Here is a 17,111-nt window from a genome sequence, read left to right as displayed (position 1 = left end):
CACCATGGCCAAGGCTGAATACCGCGTCTATTTCGACAATGCTCCGGCGTCAGCTGAGCAATTGGCGCTGTTCACCGAGATCCGCATCGACCAAGGCATTGGCATCGCGGCCGAGGCCGAGCTGGACCTGCCCGTGGGCACCGACGACGCGGGTGTGTGGGCCGGCATCGAGGACGACATCGCCCAACCCTTCGTGCGCGTGCGCATCGAGGTCAAGGTGGCCGATGCCGACTTCCTGCCCCTGATCGACGGCATGGTCGTGGGCAACCGCTACGAGATGAAATCGGCGCCCAACCAGAGCGTGATGACCCTGGTGGTGCAAGACGACAGCGTGCAGCTCAACCGCGACGAAAAAGTCGTGCTGTTCGAAGACATGGCGCCCCAGGACATCGTGACCAGCCTGTTCACCGATGTGGGCTTCAGCGCCGATGTCGATGCCGCCCCGGACGCGGGCGCGGCGCTTCAGCGCGTGGTCGTGCAGCGCGGCACCAGCATGCAGTTGCTGCGCGACCTGGCCAAACGCTACGGCATGTTCACCTATGTGAAGCCTGGCGAGGCGCCGGGCCTGAGCGTGGGCATGTTCAAGCGCCCCCAGTTCGACGCGGCCGACCTGCCCGAGATCCTGCTGGTGGGCGACAAGTGCAATGTGGCCAGCTTCTCGGCCGAGTTCGACGCCCTGCGGCCCATCAAGGCCCAAGCGGGCAGCATCAGCCTGGCCGACCGCAGTGTGCTCTCCAGCAGCACCGAGGCCGCCGACATCGCGCCCCTGGGCGATGCCTCCACGCACGACATGACCCAGCCCGCCGTGATGCTGCTGACCGGCACGCGCGAAGAGCAGACCGACCTGGACGCGGCCACTTCGGCGACGGTCGATCTCTCGTCCTGGGCCTACGCCGCCAATGGCGAGCTGGACGCCGACAACTACGAAGGGGTGATGCAGCCCTACCACCTGGTCCGCGTGCGCGGCATCGGCGGCTACCTGTCGGGCGATTACCTCATCGGCCGCGTCACCCATGTGCTGACCGACCACGGCTACCGGCAAAAGTTTTCTCTGCACCGCAATGCGCGCTCGGCCGGTGGCGCGGGTGGCGGCTCTGGCATGGCCTCGGGGGTGTTCTGATGGAAAGCGGCACGCTCGAAAAACTGGTGGTCGAGTTGGCGACGCAATCGCGCACGCGCCATTTCGGCAAGTACCGCGGCCTGGTCACCGACAACGAAGACCCGTCCGCCATCGGCCGCATCAAGGCCCAAGTGCCCGAGGTCTTTGGAGAATTGTCCACGCCCTGGGCCACGCCTTGTTCGCCCTACGCCGGCCCGGGCGTGGGCTTCCACGCCATCCCGCCCGTGGGCGCAGGCGTTTGGATCGAGTTCGAGGCGGGTGACCCATCCCGCCCCATCTGGACTGGCGGCTGGTGGGGCACCAGCGATGTCCCGGCCGACGAGAAAGGCACCGCCGCCAAGCCCCCCTTGAAGGTCCTGCGCAGTGAGAAAGGCCTGATGGTTGCGCTCGACGACGACGCCAACACGCTGACCTTGTCAGACGGCAACGGCAGCAACCTGATGACCATCAGCGTCAACGATGGGCAGATCAAGCTGCTGGCCGCCACCAAGGTGATCGTCGAAGCACCACTGATCGAGCTGACCGAGGGCGCCACGCACCCCGTGGCCTTTGGCGATTCGCTGCTGCAGTACCTGAACCAGCTCGTCAGCATCTTCAACGCGCACATGCACGTGGGCGAAACCGTGATCGGCATCCCTGTCACGCCCATCGTGCCGGTCACCCCCTTCCCACCCGCGACGCCGGCCTTGCTGTCGACCCGCGTCACCACTGGTTGATCGACCGAGGCCATCCCATGAGCTCCCCCCTCAAAGCCGGCACCTTCGATGACTTCGCGTCCAGCCTGGCCGCGTACATCGACCAGGCCATGCAGAACGAATGGCAGGCGCGCAAAGGCGAGTTCCTGCCCATGGACGGCCAGGGCGCCGACGACCGCAAAATCCTGTTCGCGGCCATTGCCCAAGGTGTGCTGAAGTTCCTGGGTGACCACGTGGGCGATCTGGTCACCACCGACAACAGCGGCGATGGCGGCCTGACGAACCACCACCACACCATGGCCTTCACGGTCGACACCTACCGGACGCCGCTGCCATGAGCACGAACAACGGCCGCCACCTGGCTTTCCCATTCCGCATCGGCACCGATGGGCGCACAGCCACGCCGGCCGACCTGCCCGACCACATCCGGGGCGAGATCATCCAGTTGCTGCTCACCGCGCAAGGCGAACGGCCTTTCCTGCCCAGCTTCGGGGCCGGCCTGCGCCGCCTGGTGTTCCAGCGCAATGACGACGCCACCGCCGGCATCACCAAGGCCCTGGTCAGCCAGAACCTGTCGCGCTGGTTGGGCCAACGCATCACGGTCGAACTGCTGGACGTGAGCGCCGAAGACTCGACCCTCAACGTGGACCTGCGCTACCGCATCATCGCCACCGGCGAAGTGATCAGCGTGCGCCTGCAACGCCAGGGAGCGCACTGACATGAGCCTGCTGCGCAACGAAGAACGCCTGAGCGACCGCGCCCGCGACCTTGACGCCAAAGGCTTGAACGCCTTCAAGCTGGCCTATGTCACGCTGGAAGCCGCGCCCAAGCCCACGTTCGCCTGGCTGGAAGTCGAGTTCTGGAACGACAATGCTCTGGCGCCCTTGCCGCCCAAAGAGGCCTTCACCGTGCAAGGCGCCGAACGCCACCGCGCGGGCAACCCGGCGCGGCCCGTTCAGGTGGTCCAGGTGCAAGCGGGCGCCACCGCCAACACCCTCAAGCTGAAGATCGCGCCGGTGGGCGACTACTCGACCTACCTGCTGTCGACCACCGCCATGGGTTTGTCCGCACCAGGCAATGCCTTACCGCTGGCGATGGACCCGCTGCTCAACGCCCTGCCCTTCAAGTTCCGCCCGGGCTGCTTCAACCTCAACTGCATGCCGTCGGAGCGCGTCAAACCGCCCCCCGTCGAGCCTGAGATCGACTACCTGGCGCGCGACTACGACTCCTTCCGCCACGTGCTGATCGCGGCCATGATGCGGCGCGTGCCCAACTGGTCGCCCACCAGCGAAGCCGATCTGGACCAGGTGCTGATCGACCTGATCGCTGCCGATGCGGATGAGCAGGCCGACTACCACGACCGGGTCTTGAACGAACGCTCCATCGCCACCGCCCGCAAGCGCGTCTCGCTGGCGCGCCATGCCCGCTTGATGGATTACCACATCCACCAGGGCAACCAGGCCAGCACCTGGCTGGCATTGAATGTCAGCGCCACGGTGGACCTGCCTGCCACGCCCAACGACGAGTTCGGCGCCTGGACGGGCGAGCACTGGAAGGATGCGGGCGCGGTGATCTTCGCCATGCCGCGCGAAGGCAGCAAGTGGCGCCAGCGCTGCTTTGCACAGCTCAGCACGTTGCGCCTTTACACCTGGGGTGACACGGTCACCGCCTTGGCCAAAGGCAGCACCGAAGCGGACCTGACCGGCCTGTCTCCACTCACCCAGGCACAAGCCGAATCACTGCGCGATCTCTTCCTCGGAACGCACCCCAGCCAGGCGCCAGCACCCGGCGCGGAAGACGTGGATGTCGGCGTGGATCACCTGCTGGTGCAGGAAGCCCTGAACCCTGCCACCGGCACCCCCAATGGCGCCCGCACCGCCCAGCGCCAGTTGCTGCGCCTCTTGCCATTGGGCGGCCCCACGCCCCGCGCCCAAACCCTGCAAGATCCCTTCACCGGCGAATGGCTGGTGCGCGTGTGCTGGCTGCTTGAGGACGCACTGCAACAGAACTTCTGCTTCATCTGCGAATGCTCGGGCGTGGTGGTCAATGACGTGAGCCTGTTCCACGCCAACCTGGTCCGTGCCACACAAGGCCGCCCGCGCATCACCACCTTTCGCGCCCCCGGCCAGCCCTTGGGCAGTCTGGATGAACATAGCCTGGTGGCCATCGACGAAGCGCGTTATGAGATCGTCACACGCCAGCAAGGCAGCGAATCGCCCCTGCGCGGCATGCTGTGTCCCTTCCCGGCCTCGCCCCTGGCCTACCGCGCGACCACGCCCGGCGGCGACCTGCCCACGCGCACCACCGCGCAGGTCTCGGTGCAGGGCTTTGCCCAGCCCTGGCAGGAGCAGTCCGACCTGATCGAAAGTGAAGGTGACGACGAGCACTTCATCGTCGAGACCGATGAGCTGGGTGGCAGCTCGATCCGCTTTGGCGACGGCACCAATGGCGCAGCCCTGCCGTCCAACGCCTTCGTTCGTTGCCGATACCGCGTGGGCCAAGGCAGCCAGGGCAACGTCGGAGCCGATACCCTCGTCAACTTCGACGATGCCAGCGGCGCAGTGCAAGCTGTCTGGAATCCATTTGACGTGCTCAACGGGCGCGACCCCGAGCCCGTGGCCGAGATCGTGCGCCGCGTGCCCGAGGCCTACCGCCAACGCCAACTGCGTGCCGTCACCTTGCAGGACTATGCCAAGCGTGCGGAAGAGTTGCCTGGCGTCTCGCACGCCAAAGCCAGGTACGCCTGGACCGGCAGCTGGCGCACCGTGCGCGTGGCCGTCGACCCCGTGGGCACCACCGTGCTGGCCGAACCCTTGCGCCAGACCATCGCCAACCACCTGGAAGCCGTGCGCTTGATCGGCGAGGATCTGGAGGTGCGACCCGCCAGCTACGTGCCGCTGGACATCAAGATGACGCTGTGTGCCCAACAGGCCTACTGGCCTGAAGACCTGCGCGCTGCGCTTGAAGAAGAGTTCTCTGACAGCTGGACGGGCGACGGCCGCTCCGGCTTCTTCAACCCCGACGCCTGGACCTTTGGCCAGCCCCTCTACGCCAGCCAGTTGATCGGCCGAGCCCTGAAGGTGACCGGCATCGGCCGCGTGCTGCGCCTGCGCATGCGGCGCTGGAACCCTGGCAGCGGCGGCGGCATCACCGTGGTCGACATCGATCCCTCGGAGCTGCCCGAATCCCGCACCGAGAAGCTGGACGTGGGCGCCTTCGAGATCATCCTCGTCGCCAATGACCCGGACCACCTGGAAACCGGCCGCATCACCTTCGAGATCACCGGAGGCCGCCGATGAGCTGCGACAACGACTGCCGCCAAGCGGCGGACTTCCCCAAGGTGGTCTTCAACCGACCAGGCCTGTCCACCATCGGCTACCGCATCGGCAGCTATGCTGACCTGCGCGAACACATGCTGTCCTTGTTGGACGCCAGCCCCGCGTTGGCCGCGTGGACGCACCGCCTGCCCGACGACCCCGGCATCGCCCTGATCGAAGCCGCCGCCGAGGTTGGCGACATCCTCAGCTTCTACCAGGATCTGTACGCCAACGAGGCCTACCTGCGCAGCGCCAAATGGCGCGACAGCGTGGCCGACCTGGTGCGCCTGCTGGGCTACCGACTGGCCCCGGGCATGGGCGGCAAAGCGCGTTTTGCCTTCGCGGTCAAAGGCACGCAGCCTGTGGTGCTGCCCATGGGCCTGGGCGTCAAGGCCCAACTTGAAGGCGAGGACAAGCCAGCCGTCTTCGAGACCAGCCGCCAGCTGATCGCGCACCCCGCCCTCTCGCAGTTCCACCTGTACCGGCCACGCCAGGTGCCCGCCATCCGCCATGGCACCCACACTTTCACGCTGGTGCTGGACGCGGGCACGAACGTGAGCCTGAAAGCGGGTGACCGCGTGATGGTCGGCGTGGCGCGCGGCAGCGGCGATGCCTACGACCACCTGCAAGTGCTGGTGGTGGACAAGACCTGGGAGTCCTTCGGCAGCACGGTCGTGAAAATGAAAGGCGGTGTCACCAGCCTGAAAAAGCTGAGCTTGCTGGCCTTGCCTTTGACCTTCAGTTTCAGCCTGAGCGCGCCAGCCATCTCGTCCAGCATCAGCTTGCTGTCCTCGACCACCATCCTGGCCGCGGGCTTGGGCGTGCCCGCTTTGACTTCGACGCCGCGTTTGCAAGCCTGGAAGCTGGGCAGCACGCACCGGCACTTCGGGCACAACGCGCCCGCGCAGCAGGTCGTGGTCGACAGCCTGGGGCGTGCCGTCACCTCCGAGGTCTCGTACAAGCGGCGGCTCAACGCCAACACGGGCGCGCCTTCGGTGCCCAGCTTGAGCGCCACGCAAATGCCCTTGGATGGCGAGGTGAGCAGCGTCGTGGCCGGAACCCGGATCCTGATCGAGGCCAACCTGCGGGCCAGCAGCAACGGCAGCGACCGCAAGCGCTTGCTGGAGCGGCGCGTGTCGCAGGTGGATCGGCAATCCTTGACCTGGGGGCCTTTGACCGGCGCCAGTACTGTGCTGAGCCTGGACGATTCGCTGGCCATCACCGAGTTGTTCACCACCCTGGGCCATGCCGACATCCGTGGCATCAGCTTCCACGAAGTGGTGGGCGAGCCCTTCGGCTTGCATGCAGACTTCACCCCCAGCCTCGCGACCAGTGGCCATGAATTGCACTTCTACGGCACGGCCCAGGAGGCTGCAGCCCTGGCCAAGCGGAGCCTGTTGCTCAAAGGGCCAGGCGATGACTTGACCCAGGCCACCGCGCTGGCGGTGGACACGGCGGGTGTCGATGCCAACCAACCCGGCTTTCACCGCGTGCAACTGGACCGCGAGTTCACCTACGCGCAGTTCGGCCACGACGATCCCCAAGTCACGGTCTACGGCAACCTGGTCGAGGCCACGCAAGGCAAGACCGAGGCGCAAGTGGCCTTGGGCGATGGCGATGCGCGCGCCACATTCCAGACCTTCGCCTTGCCCAAGACCCCGCTGACCTACCTGCTGGACACCACGCAGTCTCAACCGCACTGGCCCCAGGTGCAGGTGTGGGTGAACGGCATCGAATGGACCCGCGTCGACAGCCTGTTCGGACGTGGCCCCAAAGAGCACGTCTACATCGTGCGCGAAGACGCCGAAGGCAAGAGCTGGGTGCAGTTTGGCGATGGCAAGACGGGCGCGCGACTGCGTTCGGGCCGCGGCAACGTCGTCGCCGTGTACCGCACGGGCGATGGCGCAAATGGCCCGCTGAAGTTGGATGCCAAGCCTCAGGCCGACAAGAAGCCCGCCGGGCTGGACGCCGTTTTCATGCTGGAACCCGCCACCGGGGGCGCCCAAGCTGAAACCGAAGACGGCGGCCGCACCGCCGCGCCCGGTACCATGCAAAGCCTGGGGCGCATCGTCAGTCTGGCCGACTACGAAGCCGAAGCCCTGTCCATCCCCGGTGTCCTCAAGGCCCGCGCCGCCTGGGTCAGCGTGGACGGCTCGCCGCTGGTGCGCGTCACCATCCTGACCGACAGCGCGCTGGAGGCCGATGCCCTGGCCGCCGCCGACGCCTTGCGCACGGCCGTTCGCACGCGCGGCGCGGGGCGCTGCCCACTGCTGGTGGTCCAGGGCTCGCGCACCGAGGTCGCCTTGAAACTCGTCGTGGGTTATGAAGCCACCCGCCGCGCCGACGATGTGCGCGCCGCCATCCTGCAAGCCCTAGGTGCCACGGGCGAAGAAGGCGACGGCATTGATTCATCGCGAGGCCTGTTCAGTTGGCAGCAACGACAGTTCGGCGAAAGCGCGCATGGCTCGCAGGTGGTGGGCGCGGTGCAAAACGTGCCGGGCGTCGCCTGGGTGCGCTTGACCAGGATGTCCACCCACCAGCCGCAGTTGCTGCTTTCAGCGTTGGCCTTCTCCACCCTGCACGCGACCACGGCCACCCAACGCTCCCTGCCCTGCGCCGGCGACCGATTGCTCTCATTGACGTCCACCGCCTTGCAATTGCAACTTGCCGTGGACAAGGAGGCCCAGCCATCATGAGCTCCCCACGCCAGCCGCTGTTCGATCGGCTCCCCGAGATCTACCGCATCCGCGACACCGAGCAAACGCCGCCAGGTCAACTGCAAGCCTTCCTGGGCGTCATCGAAGACGCGATGGCCGCGCTGCACGCCCGCACCGATGCGCAATACCACGACCTGTTCGTCGAGCATTGCGACGACTGGGTGGTGGCCTACATCGCCGATCTGCTGGGCACCACCCGCCTGTCTGGCGACCCGTGGACCTTGCGGGCCGACGTGGCGCGCACCGTCTTCCACCGGCGCCGCAAAGGCACGCTGGGCGCGGTCGAGTCCCAAGTGTTCACGCTGTCCGGATGGGCTGCCCACGCGGTCGAGATGCGCGAACGCCTGGCCTGGAACCAACACCTCAATCACCAGCGGCCCGATGCGGGCGGCACGCCCCCACTCAAGCGGCGTACCGACATGCGATCGGCCGTGCGCGGCGGCACGACATCACTGCGCGACCCGGCGCTGCTGTCCCTGGTCAATGGCGCCTTCGATCCGTTCGCCCGCGTGGTGGACATCAAGCCGCCCACGCTGGGCATGTCGGGCTGGAACCTGCCCAACCTGGCGGTGCTGCTCTGGCGTCTGGAGGATTTCCAGGTGCCTTTGTCGCGCCCCGTGTTCAGGCTGATTGCGCCCGTGCCACCCAGCCCCGGCTCGGCTGCGCTCGCCGTGCGCTTCGACGTGCAAGCTCAGGGCGAGCCCTGGCCGCTGTTCAACACGCACCGCTTCCACGCCGACGAAGATCCGCCCCGCCTGGGCAGCGAAGACGAGGTGCCCGGCCCCATGCCCACCGCACGGCTCACCGACGGCACACCAGCCGGCCGCGCGGCCCAGTACGTGTCCGTGCAAACCTACAGCGATCCGCGCAACGCCCACCCGGGCCCGGATGCCGTCGGTCTGGTCCTGCACCTGCCCGCCACGCCCTTCCTGGGCCAGGCCTGGCAGGTCCGAGGCGCCAACCTCTGCGCCTGGGAATCGGGCCTGGCGCCCCCATTGCGCGCCTGGGAGGTCGTCATCGATCCCGAGCGCGGTCGCCTGGTCTTTGGCGTGCCCGATGCCAACCCGGCCACGCAAGCCACCCCCTTGCAGGATGGCCTGCTGGTATCTGCCACCCACGCCCTGGCCGGCCCCACGGGCGCACAACCCATCAAGCGATCGGCCCTGCCCGCCACCTGGCCCGCCGAACAATCCTACGAGCTCAAGACCATCAACTGGTTCGACGACTCCTTGGCCTTGCAGAAGGCACTGGACGGCCTGCCCACCCGCAACCGTCCCCTGGTCATCGAGATCACCGACAGCCAGACCCATGTGCTGGACCTGAACGCCATCAACGGCATCGGCAATGACGCTGGCGTGCTGTCCCTGCGCTTGGCCCATTCGCTGTGGATCCGCAGCGCGCCAGGACAACGCCCGGTGATCCGCCTGCGCCAACCCCTGCGGTTCAGGCCCACACAGATCACAGGCCCTGGCGCCATCAACGCCGAGCAACTGGAAGTGACGCTGGAAGGCCTGTACCTCACCCGCGATGCCACCTTCCCGGCGACCGACGCCCTGATCATGCAGGCTGCGCTCGGCCAGTTGAACGTGCTGGGTTGCACCCTCGACCCCGGCGGCGGCCAAATCCTGGATGGCAGTGTGACTGGCAAACGTGCCGCCATCCGCCAGGCCATGCGCCTGGGCAATGACTACGGCCTGGTGTCACCTGACCTGGGCGCCTTCGACCAAGTGCCCGCGGTGACCATCCAGCGCAGCATCACCGGCCCGTTGTCCATCGACACAGGCTACCTGCTGACCCTGAGCGACAGCATCGTCGACGCGGGCAGCGGCATCGCAGCGGCCACGCCATTCGCCCTGGCCATTGGCGCGGCCACCGGCAACCCCGACCTCGAATGGGGCCCCGATCTGGTCATTCAGGGCGTCACCATCTTCGGCCGTACCCGCGTGCAAACCGCGCGCGGCGAAAGCGGCCTGTTCGTGCACCGCCTGGAGGTGCACGACAACCAGGACAGCCACATCGTCGACATTGGCCTGGCCCAGCGCGGCAGTTGTCTGAAGTTCTGCTGGTTCAGCGGCAAGCACGACCGCCTGCCGCAGCACTTCGCCTGCGTGTTCGGGCCAGACGCGCGCTTGCGCTTCACCACCGAATGGTTTGGCCAACCCGGCTACGCCCAACTGCGGCCCGACTGCGACCGCCGCGTCCGCGAAGGCGGCAGCCACGACGACGAGATGGGGGCCTTTAGCTACCTGCGGGGCACGCACAAATGGAAAAACATCGGGATAAGGCTGCGGGAGTTCATGCCAGTTGGCGTGCGACCCGTGCTGATCCCGATCACTTGAGGGACACGATCATGAAGGGCGATTTTTCATTCCTGGCTTTTGACACGGAGCCGCATTATTCGGGGGTGCTGCACCAGCAAGGCCGCGTGCTGCTGGACCGTGACTGGAACGAGGCCGCGGCCATTGCCGCCACCTGGCAAGCTGCCGTGGGCCGCGACACCTTCGGCCCGGGCGTGCTGGCCGTGCCTTCGTCCAACACCAAGGCCTTCAAGGCGCTGAGCGCCAGCACCGATGGCACCTTGGTCAAGGTCGAGCTGGATGCCGGGCGCGCCTGGGCCGATGGGCTGTCGATGACCCTGGACCTGCCGTCCACCTTCATCGCCACCTACTTGGCGCCACCCTTCCAGACACCGCAGGCCACCCCCGCCAACATCGCCGATGGCATCCGCGACTTGCTGGTGCTGGATGTGTGGGAAGACACCGTCAGCGGCTTCCAGGACCCGCTCAACCTGATCGAACCTGCACTGGGCGGCCCGGACACCACCGAACGCACCCAGACCTTCGCCAACCTGAAGCTGCTGCGCCTGGGCCCCAACGACGATTGCAGCGCCGCCGCTGGCCTGGCCGACAACTTCGGCGCCAAAGGCAAGCTCACCGTGTCGCCCGCGCCTGTGCTCACCATCACCGGCGACTGCCCGCTGGAAGCCGGTGGCGGTTACACCGGCCTCGAACACTACCTGTACCGCATCGAAGTGGCCGACCCCGATGCCGCCAACCGGGCGCGCTTCAAATGGTCGCAGTGGAACGGCGGCCTGGTGGGCCGTGGCCTGTACGCGGCAGCGGCCCCAGGCACCGGCACGGTGACCATCACCGCCAATGATCAGATGATCAACCATTGCGGCGTCACCGACTTCTACCTTGAGGCGCTGGCCTTCGACGCCGGCCTGGGCAGCTGGCGCATCACCCTCACAGCCGATGCCACCTTGTCGCAAGACGGCATCCTGTCGCTCACCAATGTGCAAGGGCCCTGGCCCGCCGTGACACCCGCCACCGGCTTCTTCCGCTTGTGGAACGGCATCGAACTGGTCGCGGATTTCCCGGTTGGCGGCCCCAACCCGACCGAGCTGAAAGACGGCATCCGGCTTGAATTCGATGCCGCCACCGCCAGCAACGCCAACTACCAGCCCGGCGACTACTGGACCTTCCCGGTGCGCGCCTCGGGCGCCGCCTTCGAGCCGCCCGTGTGGCCCGCCAACGCGCCGCCGCAAGGCGTGCGCCACCACCGCGTCGCCCTGGCCATCCTGAACTGGAACGCCGCGCCCTCCACCACCATCACCTGGGCCGCCGGCCAGATCGACGACTGCCGCCGCATCTTCCGCCCGCTCACCAACCAGAAAATCTGCTGCACCTACAACGTGGGCGATGGCCGCACCAGCCATGGCGATTTCGACTCCATCGAAGAAGCCATCCAGCACCTGCCCGCCAGCGGGGGCGAAATCTGCCTGCTGCCCGGCCTGCACCAGACCAATGCCGTCATCGACGGCCGGCGCAACGTCAAGATCAAGGGCTGCGACACCAAGACCAAGGTGATCCCGCGCAAGGACGGCGACAAGCTGCCCATCTTCACCATCCGCGACTCGGTCAACATCAGCCTGGAGCACATGGACATGGTGACCCTGGGCGGCACCGCCATCGTCATCAGTGCCAAGAAGGCCGGTGAGGTGGTGGACATCGAAGTGGCCCACAACCGCATCCTGGCCTGCACCAATGCCATCCGCGCGCGCAACGCGCGCGGCGCCAACATCCACCACAACCGCATCCGCATGCTGGACAAGCGCGGCAGCGACGTGGCCATCTACCTGGCCGGTGACGACAGCCTGATCGAGCGCAACGACATCCGTCTGGTGCCCGCCCTGCGCATGCCGCCCATCGACGTGCCCACCGAACCCGATCCGCTGGACCCGAACGACCCCTGCGCCAAGCTCGACATCGTCTACTTCAACCCCCGGCTGATCATCAGCTACGTCAACACCGTCTGGGAGATCTTGCTGACCCCCTTGACCCTGTTGACACAGCCTTACCGCGCGCTGGGCGGCATCCAGTTGGGCGGTGGCAGCGAGCGCGTGCGGGTGCTGGAGAACACCGTCGTCGGCGGCGCGGGCAATGGCGTGACCTTGGGGGCGTCCTTGCCCGTCCCTGAGCCGGAGCCCGAGCACGTTTTCACCCTGCCACGTGAGTCCGGCGTGATCGGCCTGGTGCTGGGCCCCGACGGCAAGCCACGTGCCGGTGTGCAAATCACCTTGACCGACACCGCCACGGGCGACACCCGGGTGGAGGTGAGCGGCGCCGATGGCACTTTCCGCTTCGGCAGCAACCCCGCCACCTTCCGCGTGACCGAAGGCGAGCCCGGCTTGAGCATCGACAAGCTGGACCTTCAGCCCATCCCCGGCGCTCAGCGCTTCGACCTCACCATCACCTTGAAAGACGACGAGAAGCCCACGCGAGAAGACAGCGGCTTCCTCTATGACATCACCATCGAACGCAATACCCTGACGGCCATGGGCCTGTCCGGCATCGGCGTGACCGCGGCCACGCAAGAGGCCAGCAAGCTGCGAAGCAGCGCCCTGTCAACGGCCTTGGGCCAACTCGGCACGCCCGTGGTGGGCTTGCGCATCCTGGGCAACCAGATCACCGGCTGCCTGTTGAACCTCTTCGACAACGCCCTGCGCAGCACGGCCGCCAAGCAAGGCCTGGGCGGCATCTCGCTGGGCTTGTGCGAGGCCCTGGCCATCGTTGACAACCAGATCGAAGACAACGGCGTGACCGGCGCCAACCCGGTGTGCGGCATTTTCATCGCCTATGGTGAAGACGTGGAAATCACCCACAACCGGCTGGTCAACAACGGCCCCTTGAGCCCCGACATCACGACCGAATCACTGATCCCCGGCCATCGGGGCGGCATCGTGATCAAGCTGGTCAGCAACTTCAACCTGCTGGACCGGCAAGCCATGGCGCAAGGCGAGGCCTTCAGCCAACGCCCGGCCGCGCGCATCCACGAGAACCTGGTCGATCAGCCCGTGGGCCTGGCCTTGTACGCGGTGGCATTCGGGCCGGTGCAATGCAACGACAACGCGTTTTCCAGCGAGCTGTCAGGGCTCAGCGCCCAGGAGCGCATGGCTGGCACGGTCTTCCTCTTTGACCTGGGCGGGGTGAACAACGCCGGTGCGGGCGTGGAGCTTCAACGGGAAGGCAGCCTGACAACCGCGCCAGCCTCGCGGGTGGACGCAGCAGGTGTCGAAACCAACGCAGCCACAGGCCTGCATGCCGCGCCCGCTGCCATGGCGGTCCAGCGCGATGCGGCCGTGGCCAGGCTCTTCCCGGCGGGCAATGTGATGTTCAACGACAACCAATCGCGCACCGGGCAAAGCAACACCAGCCTCTCCTGCCACCTCATCGCCTCGATGGACGACCTGTCCTACCAAAGCAACCAGTCCTTCAGCCTGCGCAGTGGCAACCTCTTCGCCAACGGTCTGCTCATGGGCAATACCCTGCGCGCCACCAACAACCGCTTCAGCGAACGAGGCCCCGAAACACTGCTGTCGCTGTTCGCCTTGGGCGTGCGGCTCGTCAATGCCAGTTTCAACCAGGGCGACCACTGCATCGTGGCCAACGATATGAACCCGGCCATGGCCGAGGTCAAGGTCGGCAACCAGGTGCTCAACCCCAGCGCACTGTGCGCCAGCCGCAGCACCACCTCCGGCATCCTCTTCAAACCTCACGGGTGACGTCATGGCCATCATCTCCAACACCGGACAAAAAACCTACAAAAGCGATCTGCAGGGTGCTTTCGAAACCTTGCAAGTGCAGCGCAGCGACCTGCTCGGCATGGTGCTCGACGCGCAGCTGGCGTCCCGCCTGCTTATCGTCGAAGAAGCTCGCCGTCTTCGATCGGACGTCAACCCCGATGACCCGCGCGTGAAGCGCTACGCCAATGCCAGTAAGAGCATGCTGCAACGCGTGGCCGCGCTGGAGGTCGAGGTCCAGATCGCCAACATCCGCGTGCCCCCCGTCACCAAGACCGAGACCTTGCTGCAAGGGCGCATCACCGATGAGGCCTCAAAAGCCGCCGCGCACGTTCAGGTCACCCTGATCGACGAAGCCGGCAAGCCAGTGACCGGCGTGGCGCCAGCAACCACCGATGCCTCGGGCTACTACGCCTTCATCCTGCAACCCGCGCAGGTGGATGCCATCGGCGCCAACCGAAAGCTGACATTGCAGATTGGCAGCGACAGCGGTAAATTGGTGCCGCAGGCGAGCAAGCCGTTTTCACTGACCGCCGGGCAGATGACGGCCCATGAAACACGGCTTCAGGCGGGCGAGTTGGACAAACTCAAGCTTCGACCGGCCTTCACAGACGTGGTGACAGAAGCCCCCAAGCCCAGAACAGCCCCGAGCAAAAGCACGCCCAAAGCCGCCAAGAAGCCCGACAACGAACCCGAAGTCAAGCCTGTCGCCGCCAAACGCAAACGCTGAGGAGTCCTCGCCATGATGAACCACCAACTGCTGGCCAGGTCTCCGGCGCGGGCCAGGTTCTCCAAAGGCGAGCCTGTGCGGCGTGCGCAGGGATGGCCGCCGTCGCTGGTCCAGCGGGCCAGCTGCGCCTGCGGTGGCAGTTGCCCGCGTTGCCAGGCCGGGGCATCCTCGGCATTGCGCGTGAGCGAACCGGACGATGCCCTGGAGCGCGAGGCGGACCAGGTCGCCGACAAGGTCATGCGCAGTCCCAGCGCACCCATCGAGCAAAGCGAATCTGAGGATCGCCCCGCTGTTCGGCGCAAACCAATCCGCGACACCGATGCGGCCATGGCTGGCACCCCCGTGGCCAGCGGCCTTCAATCGCCCGGCAAACCATTGGACTCGTCCACGCGCGACTTCATGGAATCGCGCTTTGGGCATGACTTCGCCGAAGTCCGCGTTCACGATGGCGCCGAAGCAGCCCAATCCGCCGAAGGGATCAATGCCCGCGCCTACACGGTAGGTGCCGACATCGTGTTTGGCGCCAACGAGTACACGCCGCAAAGCCAGTCTGGCCGCCAACTGCTGGCGCACGAACTGACCCACGTGGTGCAGCAGCAGGCCGCGATCGAGCCCATGGTGAACCGCCTGGTGCGCCGGGCCAATGTCAGTTGTGAAGCCGATGGTTTGACCAACCCGGCCCTGACCGGCGACGAAGTCGTGCAGGCCATCACGGATGCCGATGCTGAAGCGATCACGCTGGCTCAAGCTGCAGAAGACCAGCTGACCACCAACCTGGACTCGGCGCGCGCAGGCGATCCGGTGGACGCGGCCTTCGACACCATCTTGCAGGAGGAGTTGGGGCTGACGCTGACCAACCGCGCCCACTTCCCCATCATCCAGCAGCAGATCACCCGTTTCAACCGTGTCCGCACCACGCTGGAAAGCGGCTACTTGCGCTACCAATGCCTGGGTGGCGAAAACTTCAAGCTCGTGGGCTGCACCGCTGGCGCTTGCGGCACCAACTTCGCTTTCAGCTGCCCTGGCAACCGCCTGATCGTGCTATGCCCCACGTTCTGGAACACGCCTGACCAGCGGGGCCTGACCCTGCTGCACGAACCCTTCCACGTGTGGTTCTCGATGCTCCAGCACGCGCCCAACGCCTTGCGCCGGGCAGATTCGTCCTGCTTCGAATCATTCGCGGCCCGGGTGTCCGGACAAGCTGCGCCCGCATCCTGCGTTGGCCACACGGCAGGCTAGCCCAGATGCCTGCCTTGAAGGCCCCGCAGGGCCAGTCCACCCGCATCCTCGCCCCCACCACACCACGGCAGACGCCTGGCCCGCGGACCGACGCATCTCCTGCAACCGGCCCGACCGTGCAAAGACAAGGCTGTGCCTGCGGCGGGGGCTGCCAGCGCTGCCAGTCCGCCTCGCCAGCCACCTTGCCGATCACCCAGACCGCCGGCCCCGTGATCGCCCGCGAGCCCAAGCCCGGCGCCCCCACCGAAAAGGACCACCGCGATGCTGTCAAGGCCGCCATCGCCGCCTTCACCAACGCGGCCACCACGATCGGCAGCGCCCAGGGCAAGGTGGACGCCGCCTCTTTCGAGACCGACATCAATGGCTGGTACGCCAAGGTGACCGACACCCAGAAACTCATCAAGGACCAGCTCAGCGGCGACACCCTGCTGGACCGAGACCTGCAAGCCGCCTACATCAGCGCCATCCGAGCCCTGATGCCCAAGGCCGCCACCGCGCTCAGCACCACCGAGGATGCGCTTTATGGCATCAACAGCGCGCGCATCCCCATGTGGGCCTGGCGGTCGGCGCACCGCCAGGAAACGGGCATTTCAACACCGCTTGACCAAGGGCAAGCCGTCGACCCCTTGAGCGGCGAGGTGGGTTTCAGCACATCCAGCGGCACCAGCGTGAAGATCCTGACGGACATGGTGGACCCCAGCATCACCACGCCAGTCACTCGCCTGTTGATCCCGGTGGACATCCCATTCACCACCTTGATCTCTGGCAAGACAGAGACCATCGACACCTTCACCGCCCCCGCCAACCTGGCCACCATCCAGACCGCCTACCCGCCAGGCATGCCCGGCTCCACCACCTCGGGCTATGGGCGCGGCACCACGGCCGAAGACATCGCTGGCGGCAAGGTCAACCCGGCATCCACCACCTTGCGCTGGCACGAAGGCAACCATGGGTTGGACTATGTCGCCTACCTGAAGGCCAACCCCTTGCCCACCTTCAACGGCACCAGCGGCATGACGCGCCGGAAGTTCACCGACGAGATCGCCACCTACAAAGCCGCCGTCAAGGCCTACGCGGCCAGTGCCGAGAAAGCATCGAACAAGCTCACCCATTGCGTGGGCACCACCATCGACACCTACAACCAGGCCCACCCGGTGCCTGGCACCAAAATCAAACTTGAATGCACGCCCTGAGTTGCCGCGATGTCATCT

General features: G+C 66.4%; 11 protein-coding genes. All 11 read left to right on the top strand.

The genetic code is table 11. The features are described 5' to 3' along the window. Positions 1-4 precede the first annotated feature (4 nt). From LQ232_RS13805 to LQ232_RS13755, 11 genes are read left to right on the top strand one after another with little or no spacing between them, the layout of a single operon-like run. A complete protein-coding gene (locus LQ232_RS13805) occupies positions 5-1,120 on the top strand; it encodes a hypothetical protein (RefSeq protein WP_230180927.1) in 1,116 nt (371 codons plus the stop codon). Then, positions 1,120-1,836: a phage baseplate assembly protein V gene (locus tag LQ232_RS13800; RefSeq protein ID WP_230180926.1), complete on the top strand. Its 717-nt coding sequence runs from the start codon at positions 1,120-1,122 to the stop codon at positions 1,834-1,836. The genes LQ232_RS13805 and LQ232_RS13800 overlap by 1 nt, the downstream gene beginning before the upstream one ends. A 17-nt stretch (positions 1,837-1,853) precedes the next feature. Further along, positions 1,854-2,153, top strand: coding sequence for a hypothetical protein (locus LQ232_RS13795; protein ID WP_230180925.1), 300 nt, complete (start codon positions 1,854-1,856; stop codon positions 2,151-2,153). Further along, entirely contained in the window at positions 2,150-2,533 is a 384-nt protein-coding gene (locus tag LQ232_RS13790) for a GPW/gp25 family protein (protein ID WP_230180924.1), read from the top strand. Before LQ232_RS13795 ends, LQ232_RS13790 begins: the two co-directional genes overlap by 4 nt. 1 nt (position 2,534) lies before the next feature. After that, positions 2,535-5,114, top strand: coding sequence for a putative baseplate assembly protein (locus tag LQ232_RS13785; RefSeq protein WP_230180923.1), 2,580 nt, complete (start codon positions 2,535-2,537; stop codon positions 5,112-5,114). After that, positions 5,111-7,828, top strand: coding sequence for a hypothetical protein (locus LQ232_RS13780; RefSeq protein WP_230180922.1), 2,718 nt, complete (start codon positions 5,111-5,113; stop codon positions 7,826-7,828). The genes LQ232_RS13785 and LQ232_RS13780 overlap by 4 nt, the downstream gene beginning before the upstream one ends. Then, complete coding sequence (locus LQ232_RS13775) at positions 7,825-10,188, top strand: hypothetical protein (protein WP_230180921.1); 2,364 nt, start codon at positions 7,825-7,827, stop codon at positions 10,186-10,188. Before LQ232_RS13780 ends, LQ232_RS13775 begins: the two co-directional genes overlap by 4 nt. A gap of 11 nt (positions 10,189-10,199) precedes the next feature. After that, positions 10,200-13,913 (top strand): DUF6519 domain-containing protein, encoded by a 3,714-nt coding sequence (locus LQ232_RS13770; RefSeq protein WP_230180920.1) that lies wholly within the window; start codon positions 10,200-10,202, stop codon positions 13,911-13,913. A gap of 4 nt (positions 13,914-13,917) precedes the next feature. Then, positions 13,918-14,661 (top strand): carboxypeptidase-like regulatory domain-containing protein, encoded by a 744-nt coding sequence (locus LQ232_RS13765; RefSeq protein WP_230180919.1) that lies wholly within the window; start codon positions 13,918-13,920, stop codon positions 14,659-14,661. A 12-nt stretch (positions 14,662-14,673) separates the two neighbouring features. After that, positions 14,674-15,900, top strand: coding sequence for a DUF4157 domain-containing protein (locus LQ232_RS13760; RefSeq protein ID WP_230180918.1), 1,227 nt, complete (start codon positions 14,674-14,676; stop codon positions 15,898-15,900). A gap of 5 nt (positions 15,901-15,905) precedes the next feature. Beyond that, positions 15,906-17,093: a hypothetical protein gene (locus LQ232_RS13755; RefSeq protein WP_230180917.1), complete on the top strand. Its 1,188-nt coding sequence runs from the start codon at positions 15,906-15,908 to the stop codon at positions 17,091-17,093. Positions 17,094-17,111: the final 18 nt, after the last annotated feature.

It is taken from the genome of Aquabacterium sp. CECT 9606 (assembly GCF_918741295.1).
Lineage (GTDB): Bacteria > Pseudomonadota > Gammaproteobacteria > Burkholderiales > Burkholderiaceae_C > Aquabacterium.
The sequence above is the reverse complement of the archived record's forward strand: the minus strand, read 5'-3'. Positions and strand labels throughout refer to the sequence as shown.